This is a genomic window from Burkholderia sp. BDU5 (assembly GCF_001522845.1).
Classification (GTDB): Bacteria; Pseudomonadota; Gammaproteobacteria; order Burkholderiales; family Burkholderiaceae; genus Burkholderia; species Burkholderia mayonis.
In genome coordinates, this window is the sequence record NZ_LOWC01000043.1 from 53,384 (window position 1) to 72,452 (window position 19,069).

A 19,069-nucleotide genomic window follows, 5' to 3' on the forward strand; every position below is an offset into this window, starting at 1 on the left:
TGGTGGGAACGCATGCTCAACCGGATGTCTGCATCACTCTGCGCGGCCGCATCGACGCGGTTTGGTTCGCTTCCGACGCGAGCGGCTGGCACATCGCGTCGAAACGTTGCAGGTGCTTGAGAGGCCCCTTCTTGCCGTCAGCGGTGTCCGGCGCCTGCTCGGGCAATGTGAGCATGCAGGTATTGCGTTCGTGCTCGCCCCACTTGACGATCAGCTTCTCGAGCCCATCGGCGAGGCGCGCGTACAACTGCCCGTTCTGACCGACGATGCCGATCGCATTGCCTTCCGGATCGACCACGGAGGCCCCGAACGGCAGCACGTTGCCGCCAGGCAGCGTCCCCCGCACCAGGACCGGCCGTCCGACCACGGTGCCGTAGCGAACCTTGACGATTGCGCCGCTCCGGGGCGCAACCTGCTGCCGCGTCGTGAGAAGCTCGACGTCGTCAGACAGCTCGTTGGGATCGATGGACACTTCGTTGAGCCGGTACGGATTCAGGTACGGCACCACCGCACGGCCGTTGCGGTCGAGCACGATGGCCGAATACCCAAGCACGCGCGCACCGGCGGCCGCGGGCGCTTCCACGATCGCGATCGACTGCGCGCTGTACGGCGAAGCCGTGACGCCGCCGCCGTCGGCGACCAGCATGCCGCTGGCGCCCGCGGACATCGCACGATAGCGGTCGGCCACATCGAAGCTGCCCTGCAACGCGCTGTAGTGCGAGCGGTACAACACCGACCCGTTGGCGCCGACGTCGCGGTTCGCATTGCGCGTCACGCCGATGCTGTAGTCGAGCGCGTTGTCATTCAGCGCCGTACCGTTGACGGTGGAGCGCACGCTGGTGCCATCCGCCCCGTTGGTCACGGCCATGTTGAGTGTCGGCGCGTGCGACCTGCCCCCCAGCGGCACTGACAGCGACAGCATGTAGATGTTTTCCATCTGCCCCAGCGAAGTACGGCTGCGGCTGATCGAGACCGTATAGCCAAGCGAACGGAAATTGTTGCTGTAACCGATCTGGAATTGGGTGTCGCTGCCCGAACGGTCCCAGAAGTTCTGGCTGTAGCCGCTAATGTAGAGATTGCCGCCGCGCCGGCCGAAGCCCTGGCTTGCCGTTACCGACAGCCGGTTGCGCGGCCGGCTCGTCGTCCAGGAGTTATCGCTCAGCGTGCCGCGCCGCGCCTGGTCGCTGTACTGCAGCGCGTTCTGCAGGTCCATGTAGCCCGACGACGAGAAACGGTACGCCGCCACCGACAGATTGCTGCTGGTCGACGTGATCAGCTTGCTGTACGTCGCACGCACGCTGGTGCCGTTGCGTCTGAGACCCGCGGACGACACCCACGATTTGGTCACGTCGAGCGCGAACGCACCCACTGGGGTGCTGAACGCTCCGCCCGCGAGCACGGCGCCGTAGTCATTCGTGACCTGGGCCCCCGCGTACGCGGTGAAGCTGTTGGACAGGCCTCGCTGCACGGTTGCCTGGATCACCCTCGGCAAGTAGCTCAACCCGCTGTATCGCACCATGCCGGCGACCACGCTGTAGCGCGTCCTGCCGGGCCGCAGCAGCTGTGCGACCGACGCGTAGGGCACCTTGTACTCCTGGACGCGGCCGTCGGCCTCCGTCACCGTGACATTGAGGTCGCCGCCGTACCCGGTCGGGTACAGATCGTCGATCACGAATTCGCCCGGCGCAACCGAGGTTTCGTACAGCACGGCGTCGCCCTGACGCACCGTCACGCGAGCATGCGTTTGCGCGATGCCGCGGACCACCGGCGCGTACCCGCGCATCGACTCCGGCCACATCTGGTCATCGGTGGCGAGCTGTACGCCGCGGAATGCAAAGGTGTCGAAGATCTCGCCGCTGGTGTTGGATTCGCCCAACGTCACGCGCGCCTTCATCGGCGTGATGTCACGCTGCACATAAGTCCGGATCGAGCTGTAGCGCGAAGGTTCACGTTCGCGCCACTGGTAGGAGCCGCTATGGCGGAACATCCAGCCGCCGACGTTAAAGCCGGCATTGATGCCGACGTAGGCCGACTGCTGCGTCAGGTTGCCGGACTCACTTCGGTAAAAAGTGGCGTTGTAGCCCAGCATGCCCGCCGTGATACCCGAATCCCACAGCGCCGGGTCGACGTAACCTCGGGCGTGGCGACGCATCAATGCCTGCGGCAGACTGACATCGAGCCGAAGCTCCGCGGTGTCGAGGCTGGCGTGCGCGTCGTCGGACAGCGCCTCGATGGTGACGCAACCCGCCGGGTCGGCAAGCCGCGCGAGCAAGTCCGCGGGCACCTGTGCGGGATCGATGGCCAGACGATCAAACAGCGTGCGCGACACGCAGATGCGCGCGGCGCTGTTGGGACCATCGCCCGACTTGACAGTGACGGATTCTCGGCCGATGAAGCGATCCGCCACATAGACATCCGCACGGTATTCGCCAGGCAGCAGCGGGTTACCGTTGGCGAATCGGGACAAATCGACGGTCTCGCCCGAACCGGACCGGAGGAAGCTCTGGTCGAAGTCCGCGCTGGCCAGCGTCGTGGTCGGCTGGCGGCCCGGCGCGGGAGCGGATGCGCTATCGTTCGCGGCCGACGCATACTGGGCCACGCTCATGCTGGCCAATAACACCGCCGCGGGGAGAGGTCTGAGAACCGGCTGACGCGCGCGAGCGCGCACCGCCCTCGGACGGGCCGAGTGATTGATTTCCATGGTGGCTGAAGGTTGAAGTGCGCCGCACCTGGAACCGCCGCCGACTACGGGGCGGGTCGCGGCTCGGAGCGGAACCGGGAGTGGTCAGGGCGTGCCGAGCGTGCTTTCGCCGCGAGCAATGCCGCCGTAGTCGGTGATATATCCAAACGCCACGCGCGCTTTCTCGAGCTGTGCCGGAAGCGGCGAAGCGAAGCGGAACAGATGGGTCTCGCCCGGAGCGATCATCGCCCCGTCGCTGGCAGGTACGGCTTTGCCTTCGGGACCGACCTCGACCGCCGCGATATTGACGTAGTAAGCACTGGGATTGCTCGCCAGGACGCCCTGAACGCGGCCATTGCCATCACGCTGCACCTGCCATTGCACTTGTTGCGGGGCGGCCAGCGCTCCCTCGTCGGTCAGCGCTGCCGGACGCAGGAATATCTTGACGCGCGTGCGGATCGCGAGCTGGATTAGGTTTTCGCCTTCGGCAGCTTTCGGCCTGGGCGGAATATCGAGCACGTTCAGCCAGTACAGCGACTCTTTGTTCTCCGGCACGTTGTCGCCGAGAAAGGAAAGCCGCAACGTCTGCCCCTTGCCGGGCTCGACGCGGGAAATCGGCGGCGTGATGACGAACGGCGCGTCGGCCTTGTCCGGCGTCGCTTTCGTGTCGCCGCGATCGACCCATGCCTGAACCAATCCGGGCTGTTCACCCCGATTGTTCATGCGCACGGACACTTCACGCTGCCCCTCGGGATAAATCACGCGCGTGCCGAACAGAACGATATTGGCTGCCGCGTGAGTGCTGACGACGAGAGCAAGGACGAGGACGAAGAGATGCGGCCGCGAGCGACCGCGCTTCGGCGTTCTGAATGAGAGCATAGTGGATTCCAGCCTACGAAGGAGGACTGGAATAAGCCCTCCTTGTCGCAAAACGGCTCCATGCAAATGATGGAGCCTTGCCGACGGTGCTTACAGATAGTCGATCGAGTAGGTCACCGAAGTTTGAACGTCACCCGCGGTGGCAGCGCCAGTTGCATAGTACTGTGCACCGTAGACGAGCGTTGCCGCGCCATCCGTCAGCGTCGAAGCTGCGTTGCTGCGCTGCGACTCGTCGCCGGCTTGCAGCACGACGCCGTCTTCGTTCAGAAGCTGAACCTGCACTTGCGTTGCGGAACCGTTGTTGTTCAGGTTGCCGCTCGTGGCGTCGACGTTCGGGCCTGCCTCAAAGAAAGCGCGGACCTGCGTGGCGTCGCCAGAGCATTCGCTCAGCGCGATGGTGAAATTGGTGGCGCCAGCGGTACTGCCCTTCGTGCTCAGCGTGCTTGCCGCGACCGTCGGGAGCTGGACGGTAGCATCCTGATTGCCGCCGTTCACGCTGATCGTGCAGGTCTGTGCTTCGATTGCGCCGTTGAACGTGATGGTGCCGTCCGATGCGTGAGCGGCCATGGGCAGTGCGAGTGCGGCGGAGAGAATGCCGAATGCGATTTTCTGGTTCATTTGATTCACGTTTTCAGGTTGATTGAACAGGTGTTGATTGTTGTCTCGCCATGCAACGACACTGCGGACAACGATTCATTCTGGCCTATCATTCGGAATCCTTAAATCGCAAAACGTCCAAATTCGAAGTGGTGAAACTGGCAATGGCGGTGGCGCCATGCCCCTCGCGCTCACATGCCGTGGCGCGAGGGGAACGGTCAATACAGACCGGTCAGGTGGATCAACGACGTACCAACGACAGCAGGCCCGCGCCGATACCGCTGGCGAGCAACACGCCGCCGACCAGCAGCGCCGCGGCGACCTTGATCCTAGGCATGAAATTGTGGGGAATCGACTGTCGCGCGAATCATGATCCCCGAACATAGAAATGCCGGGAGATTCACTGTGCCGCAATTTTGGCGCGTGTCAGCGTATCGAACTGCCAAATCCTGTGCGACCTGCTCACCAGTCATCTTCTGGGAGAAAGTCGGTATTGATTTTGTTTCATGAGGGCGCGATTCTCGTGGCTGATTTGCGCACCCCACAAGCGCCGCCAGTGTAGCGATCGCAACTATTTTCAGTTTCACCCTATTCTCACAAATTATTAATATATGAACTACATCGCCGGGACAGATCCAGATTTAGCCGTGGCTTGTTCGGAAGGAGAGTAAATAAACATCTGATCACTTGACTTGTTCAAGTCAACTTTAATCAATGGAATAAATTTTCCGGTAGCATTCATATAGTCCTGCTGTATATATTGCGCGCCGGCCAAATTTGATATATAAAAAAACACATCTATTGGCAGCCTGTCTGGAATGTTCTGTGGCCAAGCGGATATTATGATCTCATTCCAATAGTTATACCCGGCTCCCAGTGCGACACGAACATCGATGCTCAACTGAAATCCGTTAACATCCGGTCTAAATGGACAGAGTTTATCCGAGGCTTGCCATGTCGGGACGCTGACAACTCCAATTTCATCGCAAAATCTTGCATCTGCCCCGCGCGTGCAGGTATTGTTTATGCCGGTGCCCATGTCTCTGGGATATGCGCAGCGCATGGTTAGCGGATATGCTACGGGCGCCGAAAATTCCCGCATTATCAGACCAACCGCAGTATTATCATAAAGCAAGTGCTTTATATTTATATCTTTTCTGAGATAGGTAAAGGATACGCCATTTCGCGCAACGGAATTTGGGCTGGGGTTCCATGAGTGAAAGCCAGATCCGTACCCAGTGGCTCGAATCAACACGCCATCACAAAAGAAAGCAGGGCTTCCATCTTCGCATACTGGCGACATGTTTTCAAATCGCCGAACGAGATCCATCACGAGCCGATAGCCGCGGTCCAACTGGTCTTTCGCATCGTAGCCGAATATCGCCTTACCATTCGCTCCGAAATACACCTGAACGATTGGCAACCACTGACCCGTCGCATTGAAATACTGCAATTGGTAATGTTGCGCCTGGCTCAGTTGACCGCCGTGCGAAATATCGTAAAACACGGCCTGAATCGGCAACGATGCCGGCCGGCTATCGTTCCATGCCTCGATCAGCACCATCGTCGGCCTGCTGCTCCAACCGCTTCCTGTCCTTTCGTGCGCTTCCAGGTTCGCCTTGAATTGCCCGCTGTCCATCGCGCTCAGCGAGCATTGCCTGCCGGCTATCCCCCCTTCTCGCTCGAAGTGCGAGACCCAACTCGCCGCATCCGTCACCCCGAACCGCGCACACGAACTCAAATCCGACTGACCGCCCCCGCCTCCCAGTAGATCGCATCCGCGATCCGCCGTCGTCTCGCTCAACGCCGCCTCGAATGGGTAGGCACAACGCAAACTGAACGGCTTGTGCTGCCCGGCTGCCGTCGCCACGTCATCGAATATGAATCCAGCGCTATACGGCAGTATGTTCGTCCCTACGTCGCTGCGCAAATAAGTAAACGGTACTGACCCAAGCGCGCCGTCCGTCGCGCCGAGCCGCCAGAAATCTTGCGACTCACCTCCCGGCAACGAGCGCATCAGCACCCCACTGCAGTAATACGCCGGCCGGTTCGCGCCACACGACGGCACCGTACTCTGATACCGCTGGTTCAATATCTGCGCCTCTTCCGCTCCCGTCGTCGCCAACGCGCTTGTCGTCCACAACAACACCGACAAAGCCGTGACCGCCCGCCCCAGATATATCAATTGCCTCAACGCGTCTTGCAGCGGCCATCCGTGTCTTCTCGCCGTCATCGCACAATTCCCCCATCTTCTTCGACATCGACAAGCCTCACTATCAGGATCAGGAAGCAAGAAATGCAAGGCTTCATGGCAAGACCATAAGAACAGCTCCAATTGTGAAACTGCAGTCCCTGCGAGTTTTCAGCTCCGTTCAACATTGCAGTCATCACGGCGCGGTCACGGTGCCCAATTTTGCGGTCTGCTGATCGTTCGGGAAGTAGCTGAACATGCCGGCCCCGCCGAGTGTCAAGTTGACTCGGATGATCGGAATAAAACGGCCAGTTGTTCGCATGTAATCCTGCTGAATGTACTGTGCACCACCAAGATTCGCGCCGGAATAGTAGAACGCTTCGATCGGGAGCTGCGTCGGAATATCCTGTGGCCAAGCACCTATAATGATTTCGTTATGATTGGCTCGAGCGACTCCTAGCTCAACTCTAACCGCAATGCTCAGTTGAAAATTGATTATATCCGGCCGAAATGCACATTGACCGCCGGCTCCGACAGCCGCATAATGGGTTTTCCAAGCTGCAATTGTCGTGACGCCAATTTCGTCGCAAAATCGATGATCTGTGCCCCGATTACAGCTATCCGATCGTCCGCCGGTACCGGCATTCGACGGAAATGCGCATCTTAATTCCAGAGGGTAGGACGTCGGAAACCTCAATTCGGACATGATCAGTCCTTCGCTATTGGCGCCCCCTGCCAATATAGTCATGCCGACATCACTGCGCGCGTACGAGAATGAAACGCCGTTGCGTGAAACTGAATTGGGGCTCGGATTCCATGAATGGAAGGTCGCTCCATAGCCAGTGTTCCGAATCAACACGCCATCACAAAAGAAAGCAGGGCTTCCATCTTCGCATACTGGCGACATGTTTTCAAATCGCCGAACGAGATCCGTCACGAGCCGATAGCCGCGGTCCAACTGGTCTTTCGCATCGTAGCCGAATATCGCCTTACCATTCGCTCCGAAATACACCTGAACGATTGGCAACCACTGACCCGTCGCATTGAAATACTGCAATTGGTAATGTTGCGCCTGGCTCAGTTGACCGCCGTGCGAAATATCGTAAAACACGGCCTGAATCGGCAACGATGCCGGCCGGCTATCGTTCCATGCCTCGATCAGCACCATCGTCGGCCTGCTGCTCCAACCGCTTCCTGTCCTTTCGTGCGCTTCCAGGTTCGCCTTGAATTGCCCGCTGTCCATCGCGCTCAGCGAGCATTGCCTGCCGGCTATCCCCCCTTCTCGCTCGAAGTGCGAGACCCAGCTCGCCGCATCCGTCACCCCGAACCGCGCACACGAACTCAAATCCGACTGACCGCCCCCGCCTCCCAGTAGATCGCATCCGCGATCCGCCGTCGTCTCGCTCAACGCCGCCTCGAATGGGTAGGCACAACGCAAACTGAACGGCTTGTGCTGCCCGGCTGCCGTCGCCACGTCATCGAATATGAATCCAGCGCTATACGGCAGTATGTTCGTCCCTACGTCGCTGCGCAAATAAGTAAACGGTACTGACCCAAGCGCGCCGTCCGTCGCGCCGAGCCGCCAGAAATCTTGCGACTCACCTCCCGGCAACGAGCGCATCAGCACCCCACTGCAGTAATACGCCGGCCGGTTCGCGCCACACGACGGCACCGTACTCTGATACCGCTGGTTCAATATCTGCGCCTCTTCCGCTCCCGTCGTCGCCAACGCGCTTGTCGTCCACAACAACGTCAACAACGCGCCAAACACGAGTCGAGCCGACCTTTGAACGGAAACGCCGGACAACCCCATCGCCGTCACGCAAGACGCCATGCACAACGGTCTGAACGAGCGCCGACATAAAGCGAGCGATCTCATATATCATTCGCGGCGTAGGCCGAGCACCTGAAAATGCTCGCTTCGATCGTAACTGTTGGCGTTGCCTTGCTCGCTGGTTCCGTTGAGATCATATGCCCACGGAGTGAGCCCGTTGAGGTCCGCTGTCCAGAACGGATAGCTGAGCCATCCTTGAGCGGTTGCCACGGCCGGCGGATAGTATTGCCGCCAGAAGCGTTTCATCAAATCCAGCGGAACCGGCTCCAGTCCCATCACTTCGCATGCCGCTTTCATGCCGTCCCAGTCGGCGCTGCGGGACACGAACTCGATCTGCAACACCCCTTTCACGTTGAGCGGGTACTTGCGCGTCTGCCCAAGTCGATCACGGGCAGAAATCTCACATGCGCCGTTTCCCATGCAGGTGACAATGCCGCTTGCATCGACAGTAGCAACACGTTCGTTGCTGCTGTCATACGTATAGGGTGCTGTTCCCCAAGTCGCCTCGCGCTCGAATCGCGCAAAGTCCGGAATGGAAGTCGGCGGCACGGGTGCCAGCACGTATTGATACGCGCTGATATCCAGCGTGACTTCCGCTTCGAATACTGAGCCGATCCTGAACACCAGCAGGTTGGATCGCCACGGCAAGCCAACTTCCGGTGTCGCGGTATAGCCGGCCTCGACTTCGCGATCAGCCAGCGCTTCGATCGCGCTGAATGGAATGTCGAAAATCAACTCATGCCCGACATCGCGCGCGGGAACGAATGTGTAATCGCCATAGCTCAATTCTTCGTCGGCGCGATCGCGCAAAAGGAACTCGACGCGATCACGAACCGCCATGCCATCATAGGGTGGGATACGGATCCTCGTTCCGTCAGGCACGTCCGCCGGATCGAGCTCCCCCCCTTGAACACCATCGATCGTCGGCGCATCCAGCGCATCCGTCGAGTTTGATTTCTGACTGGTCATAAAAAACACCTCGGATAGCAAGAGGTCATGGAACCCAAGGCTCCATCACCCAATAGCCGACGTCGGCGCGGTTGCGCCCTGCATGCGGCTCGCCTGGACCGCCAATCCGCGGGACGCCGCGGTTGCCTCATATGAAATGCCGTTACGCAGCACCGGCTGAACCGCGCTGCTGTCTCCCCCCGCCGCGGCGACGCCCCAAGTGACGACGCGCTTGTCCGCAGTCAATGCGGCGAAGACTTCGGTATTCGCATAAATGGCGCGAACATCCGTGAGTTGCGCCGCAACAGGAGCTGTATTCCCTCCGCGCACCTGATCGCCCCACGCGACAACGGCGCCGTTTCGTCGAATCGCCGCAAACGCACCCGCCGTTCCGGTCACCTGAACGATGTCATGAAGCGCCGCGATGTCGGCCGGCACCAAGCCTCCCTTCGCGTTGTTCCCCCACGCGACCACGGTGCCGTTCGCGCGGCGCGCGCAGAACGCCCCCCACGTCCCGCTCACCTCGATGATGTCGTTCAGTGCGGCGATATCCGCCGGCACGGTGCCGCCATACGCAGCATTTCCCCACGCGAGCACATGTCCGTCACGCGCACGCACGGCAAATGCGCGCGCTGTCGCACGTATCTCGATGATGTCGTTGCGCGCGGCAATAGCCGCAGGCACGGTGCCGCCGTCGGCCGCCGCCCCCCATGCGATGACGTGCCCATTGCGCCTCAGCGCGGCGAACGCCGTGTAGTCTCCGCAAACGTCGGCTATGTCATTCAGCGCAGCAATATCCGCCGGTACGGTGCCGCCGTACGCCGCCACGCCCCACGCGATGACATGCCCCGCCGTGCGCAATCCGGCAAACGCGCTGCCGGCGGCATAAAGGCCAACGATGTCCGTGAGCGCGGCGATGGGAGCTGGCACCGTGGCACCGTTCGCCGCGGTGCCCCATGCGACCACGCTGTTGTTCCGCGTGCGCGCGGCCATCGCGGTACTGTTGCCGATCACCTGAACCATTTCGACGGCCGGCGCATTGCTCCCGCCTTGCGACGCGTTGCCCCAGACGGGCACAAGGTTGTTCGTGCGGCGAGCGGCAAATGCACTCTGTGTCGACGTCACTTCGGCGATATCGTCGAGCGTAATGAGCGTCGGCGGAATGTTGCCACCATATAACGCATTGCCCCAGCCGATCATGTTGCCGGCATCGAGGTGCGCGACGAATGCCGCCACTCCGGTTGCCGTCGAGTCGCTGCCGCTGCCGACGAAATTGGCCGGATTCAAGGTCACGCGGTCGTCTGCCGAGCGGACATGCAGCAGCAGATGCGGCTTGGTATCGCGGAAGGTCGTTCCCGACGTCGATGCCACTTCACCTTCGTATTGCCATTCGACGAGCATCGGAATGCTGGTCTGCTGATTGAACGCGCTTAGCCAGCGCGGCGCGCTCGATTCCCGATAAAGGCTGCGATTGTGGCGCGCGCCCAACACCAGCAGCGCGCCGTTGCCCAGTCTGCGCTCGACTTGATAAACCGATGGCGGAGACGTTTCGTTCTCCAGCGGATCGCTGCGATCGATGAAATACGATAGCTCCACTGTCCGGCCGATATTGGGTTCGATGTATCGGAACGGCAGAACTTCGAGCAGGTCCTTTCCGACGTCGCCGGCCTGCACGGTCCTACGCAGCGTCGTGCTGCCGTCCCCGGGCGCACCGGCCCAGCGCAACTCGACAATGTCGCCCAAGCGCAGCTTCGCGGCTACCCTCACGCGCAGCGTGCAGCCGTTAGGCACGTCGTCGGGATTCAGATTATCGTCGTCCGCCTCGTCGATTTCCGCCGCCGGCAGCGCCGCACGCGCGATTGCCACAATGAGCTCGCTGGACTGGCTGACCTTGCCGTTAAGGCGCTCGACCTCAAAATAAACGTGAACGGGCGCTTGGCCGTCGTTCGGGACGAGCCGCGCCAACGGAATCGAAAAATCAACCGGCTTGCCAGTCGAATTGCCGGTGATGTCCTTGAAATCTGTAAATGAACCTCCTCCGCCATTCCCCATCATGGTCAGTGTCACTCGTTCACCGGGCTCCATACCCGGGTAAGGAGCAACCACGACCGCCGTACCCGATCCAACGACGCTGGCCGGATCGAGCTTACCGTCCTGGGCGTCCGGCATCGTCGGCGGCAGCAACTCTTCGGTCGTTTGCTCGACGCGCAACGTCAACGTGCTAGACAACTCAACGTCGCCGCCGTTGAAGCGCACGACCTCGTAGTAGATGTCGACGCTGCGCCCGATATTCGGGCTAATCGCGCTGGCCGGCACGATCAGCGGAAGTTCCTTATCGGCGCCACCGCCCGTCACTGTCTTCGAGACGGTCGTCGTCCCGGCTCCCGGCGCGCCCTCCCAATGCACCGTGACTTCGTCCCCCGCCTTCAAAGCGGCGCTCACCGGCACCACGACCGTGGCTCCTCCGGGGGCGTCGGCCGGGTCCAGCACGCCGCCGCTCGCTTCCGTGACCGTCGGCGCGGGCAGCCTCTGTACCCGTCCCACCAAGAATGCTCGAACGCTGGACGACAAACGATTACCCGCCCGCGTGATTTCGTAGCGCGCTTCGATCTGCACCCCGCGATTCAAGTCTATGTACGGGTACGCCACATCGAAGGGCACTTCCCGCCCGGCCATGCCCGCGCTCACCAGGAGCCAGTCCGTAAAGCTATCGGGCTCGCCGCCGGTGCGCCCCTGCCAGAACACGTCCACCCGATCCTGCGACACCGTCACCCCCGCCGGCACCCGTAAAGTCGTGCCCGACGGCCAAGCGTCCGGATCCAGCAACCCTCCCGACTCCCCATCCACCGTCGGCGCCGGGAGGTTGGGCGCCGCCGCGCTTTCGACCCGGAACGTCACCGTTTCCGCCGGCAGCGTCGCACCACTCCGCACCACGTCATAGCGCGCCGTGACGCTAGCGTTCAGATTGTTGACGACGAGCGATTTGTCGATCGGAAAGGGCAGAGGATGTCCCTCGGTCCCGCCGCCGACCGGAAAGCTGTCCCGATAGGTATCCGTCGGCTGTCCGGTTTTGCCCAGCCATTCGACGCGGACCTCGTCGCCCGCCTGCGTATTCGCGCCAGCCGGCACCGTCAACGTGGTGCCCGCCGGCGGCACCCGGTCCGGATCCAGGACCCCGCTTCCATCGTCCAGGTAGTCCACGACCGGCGGCGGCAGCAATGTCTCTTCCGCGCCGACTCGATATGCCGCTTCCGGCGATTCCAGCGGCCCGCCCCCTCCGACCGGATACACCCAATACGACACCCGCACAGTTCCGCCGTTGAGCACGCTCAATTCCGCCGCCGGAATCGGGATTCGCACCGGATTTCCCTTCATGCCGCTCGTGATCGGCTGCTCCTTGGTGTACATCGTCGGATCGCCGTTCGCTTTCGCACCCACCCAGCGCAACAGCACGATGTCTCCCGCCTCCATGATCGCGTACGGCTCGATGCGGACCGTCGCATTGCCCGCCGGATCCAGTTCGTCCCCCACCGCTTCTTCCACCGACGGCGCATCCAGACCCTGCACCTCCCCGATCACGCGCACCGTCGTTCGGCGCGACCGCTGCGTAACGCCCGCGAGCGTCGCCGTATACGACAGCACCGCCAGCCCCTGCGCGACCGCCGCCGCTGCTTCGTTCGGCACATTCAGGAATAGGAACGCGCCCGTATAGGTCCCCCGCACCGTGCGCACCACCGGATTGCCATCCGCCGTCTGGCCGTTCCACGTCAGCTCGATCTGGCTTTGCGGCGCAATCTTGGCATCCATCACCATCACTTGCACGTCCTGACTGCCCAACTCATCGAGATTCAGTTCCCCGCTCGGCGCGAGCACCACCAACGGCGCCGCCAGCAAGTTCGGATCGACCTCCACGTTCACGCGCGCCTCGAGCGACCACTTCGACCAGTTCTTCACCCGGTCGTAGATTTCATAGCGCACGATCAGGCCGTCACCGTCTCCTCCCGCCTGAATTGCTTCCGGCGGCACGTGCACCACCACCGGCTGATCCACGTCGCCCGATTCGAGCTTCGGATGGCTGATCCGCTGCATGCTCCAGGCCAGCGTCAGCCGGTCGCCCTCGTCCATGTTCTCCCACGGCGCGATCGACACATCGACGCCCTTCGCCGCTTCGTCCTCGCCAATGTCGGTCGACTCCGGCACCGGCGGCGACAGGTTCTCGTTGATCCACTCCGTCGACGACTCCGGATCGAAGCCGCCCGGCACGTCGAGCTTGACGTCGATCGGCGTCACTTCCGAATAGAGCCACGCACTCGACGTCCTCAGACGGAAGAACACCGGTTGCATGCCGCTTCCGACCTCGAAAACGAACGCGGCCCGCACGTTCAGCACGTAGTACGTCGTAACCTCTTGGATCGTCAACTGAGCCGCGGGCGGCTTCAGGTCCAGGTTCGGATCGTTCGGATCCTCGCCCCAGAACAGCTCGATCAGATCGCCCGGAATCGGCTGCGGCGACAAGACCGGCCCGAGCCGGACCTGGATCAATCCGTCAGGCGCCTGCACATCCTGATAGCGGATGCCGCCATTGGCGTCCGCGCTCGGCACCTGCGGCGCCGGATATTCCGCGAGCATTCGCTTTGCCGAACCACCGCCGTCCACCCGAAATTCAGACATGATCCCGTCTCCTTCCCGCTCGTTCCGAGACATACCAATTCAATTTGCTGCCGACAGCGCGTCAACTCTCAGGCTAAGGTTTCCATCCGCGCACATCGGTAACTGCCGTCGTGGCAGGCGAAGTCACTGGAATAGGGTTAGGCCGATCTTGCGTGACCGTGTAGGTCACCACGACACGTCCTATCGATGCATCCAACGGATCGATGAGGAAAAAAGTCTGCGGCATTAGAAAATTCACGGGGTCATTTTCTTCGCCATCCTTAACGATAATCGGTTGTTCCAGCTTGTCACCCACAGGTGCGCCACCTGAAAGCCCGGTATAGGCCTGCGCTTCAAGGAACACGGTATCCCCTGCTACCTGATTCAGGTAATGCGCCACCTGAAACAAGGTCCCGCCTTGGGCGACTGCGATCGTCACGACACGGTTGCCAGGCGTTCCCTGCGCCTCCGGAAAATCACCTGCAGACAGCCCAGGCGCGCCTCCCGGCAGGTCATCCGAACTCTGGACGTCCACCAGTTGATCCGGCGCAAGCGAGGTATTGCTCTGATCGGCAGGGGGCGGCTGGAGGGTGCGCGTAACCGTGTAATGAACCGGCAACCTGGGATTGCTGCCCCCGGCCTCGATAACGGTCCCTAGTACGGTCTGCGGAGGAACGGCTCCCGCGACTACGTCGGCGGCCTCTATCGTATAGGGAGCCGCAAGTGCGGCTGCGCCGTCCCAGTAAACTTGAATTTCATCTCCTTCTTCGAACACCGGATCGCCGTCCTTGTTTTCCCACGGTATAACGGCTGTCGCGTCATCGCCGAACTGATCCGGAGGAATGATGTTGTCGGGCCCCGCGCCGGATGGCGGACGGATCGTCAGCGGCAGCAGCAAGCCGTGCACGGGATCGGTCGGATCGGGATCCTCTCCGCCCGCGAGCGTCAGGTCGATCAGCACGTCGTCAAGATCCGGTGACGTCCCAATCGTAAAGCCGTCACGCAGTACCTTGTAGGCGACGGAAACCGTGCCCCGCGTGGCGCCGTCCAATGCGGCCAACACCTCCTCGTACTGCACGGCAATGCCACCGTCCGGGCCGAACACGAAATCCGGATCAAGCAGGTCAGCGGCGAGCACCTCGCGCGCCTCCTGATCTCGCCCTCCCCACACCACGACGATTTCATCCCCGGCTTCGATGCGGTCATGAAATGGAATCTGCACGAGCACGCCGGCACGCGCATCGGCGTCGACAATGATGTCATTCTGTGCAAACACAGGAACTTCAGGCTGCTCCAGGTCGTCAATGGCAATCTTGAGCAGCACCCGGATCGTCGTCGGATCCGAGTCGGTCGACATATTTCCGGCGCGATCCTCGACTCTATATTTGAAATCCACAGGACCGTCATCCGCCAGCTCGATCAACGCCCGCGGATATTCGACAACGAAATCGTTCGTCACGTCATCTCGTGTAATTGGCGCCGTCGACACGATGTCGTTGACCATCAGATAAACGTTGTCCCCCAGTGCCTGGAAACCGTAGCTATAGATTTCGGCAGGCAATTTGTCACCCAAATCGGTCAACATTGCCGAGGTCAATCCGCTTTTCACGATGTCCGGATCGATGAACGGATTCGATAAATGTGGACCGGGTGGCGTCAAATCGACGATGAACTGTATGGCCGTCGGCCAATCCGTGTATTGATTGAGAAATGACGGTCCTTTCCACTTACGGTATCGGACTCTGTACGGCGTCTGCATGATCTTCTCCCGGCGATCCGCCGCGGCGATCACGAGATTGACAAAGCCCGCCGTCAGGTCCGCATCGACCACATCCTGCCGGTTGTCATAGAGACTATCGTCGATGAACAATTGAAATCCATCCCAATCCGGCACCGTTTCAGTCGGATCGGTCTTGATCGGAATCCTGATGTTCAGCACATCGTTTTTGATCGATGCAAGAAGCAGACCGTCGGCAGGGGCCCCTCCACGAAGCGGGGCCAGCGCTGCAGGATCGATCTCAGGTTCAAACAGATCCTCCACCACGGATGCCTCGTCTTGCCGAGATAGGCTTCGAACTACCCTGGCAGCACGCTCACGCGCAGTCTGACCAGATACGGTCTTTCGCTTGTTCATCATGCCCTCCGACTCAAATTGAAAGCCCACGAATCACCGCACACATCTCGCGCTCGAAGGTTACGTGCCACCGGGACCAGTCATTATCCGAGCAGGTAACAAATACAACCTCGACGAGCCCCAATTCCACGAAGTTATAAAATTTACATCATCAAATCTGAATTTTGAAGTTAAATTGTAATTTTTAACTCAACCAATTAATTATAGAATTCAACGAAATTCCCGCAAGAAAAACAATTCTCATACAATTTATATTTATACATTATACGGTGGCGTTTCAGAATTCTTTCGAATGGATTGCGACTTTTTATTGTCAATAAATAGCCACAAATTCCCCAAATTCGGCATCCTCAAGCCTCCCAGGGCGGCGCTGCGATGTCGCTCGCGCGAAATACACATTCCGGCTCTCCCGCAGTGCAATATCAACAATTGATGTGATGAATAGGATGTTCTATCTAGCGTGGAATTAAGTAATTCCATAATTTGACTTTCTTAAAGATTTGAATAAAATTCAGATCGCAGAATTCAGGTCATCATGGCCTGCTGGCCGTGTTGCGATATGTCTCCGAGAGAGGTTTTCGTACCCGTCCTATTTGAAATGCCAAAAGCATCCGGGAAAATGGCTGATATTTTCTCTCACAATTTGCTCGGAGTTCTATGTCCCCCTCTCTCATCTCTCCCTGGCGCCGAACACCGTGGGCACTCGCTGTAGCACTGGCATTCACTGCGACGGGCTCGCATGCCGGCACATTGATTGGCCCCGGCGCATCCGCGACCGTGAATGCCGGCTCCCCTATCGAGTCTTGGACTTTGGATGACGGCGCGTCCCTTAAAGTGAATTCTGGCGGTCAAACTAATGCCATTTCTGCGAATTCAGGCTCGAGCGTTTCCGTTGTTGGCGGTTCGGTTAGCGCTTCGAGCAGTGCCCCCGCGCTCAGCCTGGGCGACAGTACGGCTACGCTCAGCCAGGCATCCGTCGTCAATACGTCAGGCGCAGCGTTAGCGTTGAATCGCGCCGCGGGCAATTTCAATTTGTCGAGTTCGAGCGCCCAGGTTGCCAATAGCACGCTTTCCGGCGCAGGCGCCGCACTAATCACGTTCGCGGGCGCCGACTTGACATTGGCCAACACTCAGGTCAACGCCACGCGCAACGGAACTAGCATGCTAAATTCGGGCATCGGCGGCACATTATTCGGCGGGAACGTAAGCGCGACGAACGGAACTCATATCGCAGGGGATACAAACGGTCTATTGATCACCGCCGAACGACAAACCAACGTCAATTGGACCACTAACCTGAACCTCGATCAGTCGACCATTGAGGGACGCTCGGGTGCAGCCATTGTGGTTGACAGTGTCGTCCCGAGCTTTCCCAGCGCCACGGCCAATCTCATGGTCGCAAACGGTTCGAATCTGATCGGCGGCAACGGCAACTTGCTTGAAGTCAACCATGGAAACACCGCCAACCTGACAGTCGACAACAGCGTGTTGAACGGCAACGTCGTTGTCGACAACTCCAGCGCGGCAACTGTCACCTTGCAAAAAAGTGCCGTGCTCACGGGCCAGCTGACTAATGTCGGCCACCTCGCGGTCAACAGCGCTGCGATGTGGAATATGGTCGATAACGCGTCGGTGGCCAATGTCTCGCTTGGCGGCGGCACGATCAACCTGAGTCAGAGCGGCGGGCCTTTCCATCGCCTTGATGTTGGCGAATTGTCGGGTAGCGGCACCTTTGGAATGCATGTCGATTTGGCATCTCTGCAGGGCGACTTCCTGAATTTGTTCGGCACTGCTTCGGGCAATCATGGGCTGGCTATTCAAAATACCGGTATAGAGCCGCGCAAGGGCGCAGCTCCCCTGCAGGTCGTGCAAACCAGCGGTGGAGACGCCACATTCCAGGCAGTCGGCAACGGCGGCATGGTCGACGCGGGCACTTTCAAATACACCCTCGAACAGGAAGGCTCAGGCTGGTATCTAGTGCAAGCGCAGAATGAAGAAGGCAACCCGATCTTGACGCCGTCCGCATCTGCCGTGCTTGGCCTATTTAATGCAACGCCTACGATCTGGTATGGCGAAGAGGCGTCGTTGCGCAGTCGCATGGGCGAACTCCGCTTTGGCAATTCATCTGGCGGAGTCTGGGCGCGCTCGTATGGATCGCGGATCAACGTCGACGGACGCGCAGGTCAGCCCTATCAGCAAACCCAATATGGTCTATCGGTGGGCGCCGATCGTTCCGTGCCGATCGCCAATGGCAAATTACTGGTCGGCGTGCTCGGCGGCTACAGTCGCAATGACCTCGCTTTCGGAAGTTCGACGAACGGAGCCGTGGACAGCTTTTACTTGGGCAGCTATGCAACTTGGCTTGGCAGCAACGGCTACTACCTAGACGGCGTACTCAAGGGAAACGTCTTCCGGAGCGATGCGAAAGTGACCATGAGTGACGGCACAATCGCGAACGGATCATATACTAATTACGGCCTGGGCATGTCGCTTGAGTTTGGCCGTCTGTTCGAGCTTGCCAACAATTGGTTTATCGAACCTTCGACGCGCCTTTCCGCCTTTACCGCGAGCGGCACCACGACCAAGCTGGACAATGGTCTCGAGGCGGCCGGCCGGCCGGCCAAGTCGTTGCAAGCGCGGATCGGCGCCACGCTCGGCCGCAATCTGGAATTGTCGAACGGCGGCAAGATGCAGCCCTATGTGAAGCTCGGGCTCGTTCAGGAATTCGCGCACGGCAACGTCGTAAACATAAATGACAATCGCTTCGATAACGATCTATCCGGTACCCGTCTCGAAGTTGTCGCGGGTTTCGCTGCCTTGACCAGCAAAACGCTTCAAGTTCACGGTGAAGTTCTCTATAGCAAGGGTGCAAAGCTAACCCAGCCATGGGGCGTGAATATCGGGCTGCGTTACTTGTTTTAGTACTACAGCCGTAGATATCCCAAAGCAGGAGGTACGTAGCCGCGTCGCCGGTAGTGGCACTGCTGGGTGCGGTATTGGTGCCTGCGACGCGATGTGGACCAAGCCAGCACATACTTGATAAAGTAAATGCTGTGACCTTGCCCCCTGTTTCGCGATAAAGTTGACCCGCAAAAACGGACACCTATTCTTGTTGGAGAGGAGGTGCCGTCATGGGCAAGCATCGGAAAGCGTACC

The 19,069-nt window shown here is 59.9% G+C and carries 9 protein-coding genes; 1 reads left to right on the forward strand and 8 read right to left on the reverse strand.

Annotation, left to right across the window (positions count from 1 at the left end; all coding sequences use genetic code 11):
- Positions 1-16 precede the first annotated feature (16 nt).
- From WS69_RS08265 to WS69_RS08295, 8 genes are all read right to left on the reverse strand, one after another.
- Positions 17-2,605 carry a fimbria/pilus outer membrane usher protein gene (locus tag WS69_RS08265; protein WP_231747097.1) on the reverse strand — a complete coding sequence of 863 codons (2,589 nt, stop codon included), beginning with the start codon at positions 2,603-2,605 and terminating at the stop codon, positions 17-19.
- A gap of 180 nt (positions 2,606-2,785) precedes the next feature.
- Positions 2,786-3,559, reverse strand: coding sequence for a fimbrial biogenesis chaperone (locus WS69_RS08270; protein WP_059470300.1), 774 nt, complete (start codon positions 3,557-3,559; stop codon positions 2,786-2,788).
- Positions 3,560-3,649: 90 nt separating this feature from the next.
- Positions 3,650-4,177, reverse strand: a complete 528-nt coding sequence (locus WS69_RS08275) for a fimbrial protein (RefSeq protein ID WP_059470301.1) — start codon at positions 4,175-4,177, stop codon at positions 3,650-3,652.
- Between the two features lie 595 nt (positions 4,178-4,772).
- Complete coding sequence (locus WS69_RS33110; protein WP_156438015.1) at positions 4,773-6,389, reverse strand: hypothetical protein; 1,617 nt, start codon at positions 6,387-6,389, stop codon at positions 4,773-4,775.
- Between the two features lie 154 nt (positions 6,390-6,543).
- A complete protein-coding gene (locus WS69_RS08280) occupies positions 6,544-8,076 on the reverse strand; it encodes a hypothetical protein (protein ID WP_231747098.1) in 1,533 nt (510 codons plus the stop codon).
- A 153-nt stretch (positions 8,077-8,229) separates the two neighbouring features.
- Positions 8,230-9,150: a hypothetical protein gene (locus WS69_RS08285; protein ID WP_156438020.1), complete on the reverse strand. Its 921-nt coding sequence runs from the start codon at positions 9,148-9,150 to the stop codon at positions 8,230-8,232.
- A 45-nt stretch (positions 9,151-9,195) separates the two neighbouring features.
- Positions 9,196-13,800: an RCC1 domain-containing protein gene (locus WS69_RS08290; protein WP_156438022.1), complete on the reverse strand. Its 4,605-nt coding sequence runs from the start codon at positions 13,798-13,800 to the stop codon at positions 9,196-9,198.
- 73 nt (positions 13,801-13,873) lie between these two features.
- A complete protein-coding gene (locus tag WS69_RS08295) occupies positions 13,874-15,823 on the reverse strand; it encodes a hypothetical protein (protein WP_059470305.1) in 1,950 nt (649 codons plus the stop codon).
- Positions 15,824-16,723: 900 nt separating this feature from the next.
- Between WS69_RS08295 and WS69_RS08300 the strand changes: the two genes are divergently transcribed.
- Entirely contained in the window at positions 16,724-18,835 is a 2,112-nt protein-coding gene (locus WS69_RS08300; protein ID WP_231747099.1) for an autotransporter outer membrane beta-barrel domain-containing protein, read from the forward strand.
- The last annotated feature ends 234 nt before the right edge of the window (positions 18,836-19,069 follow it).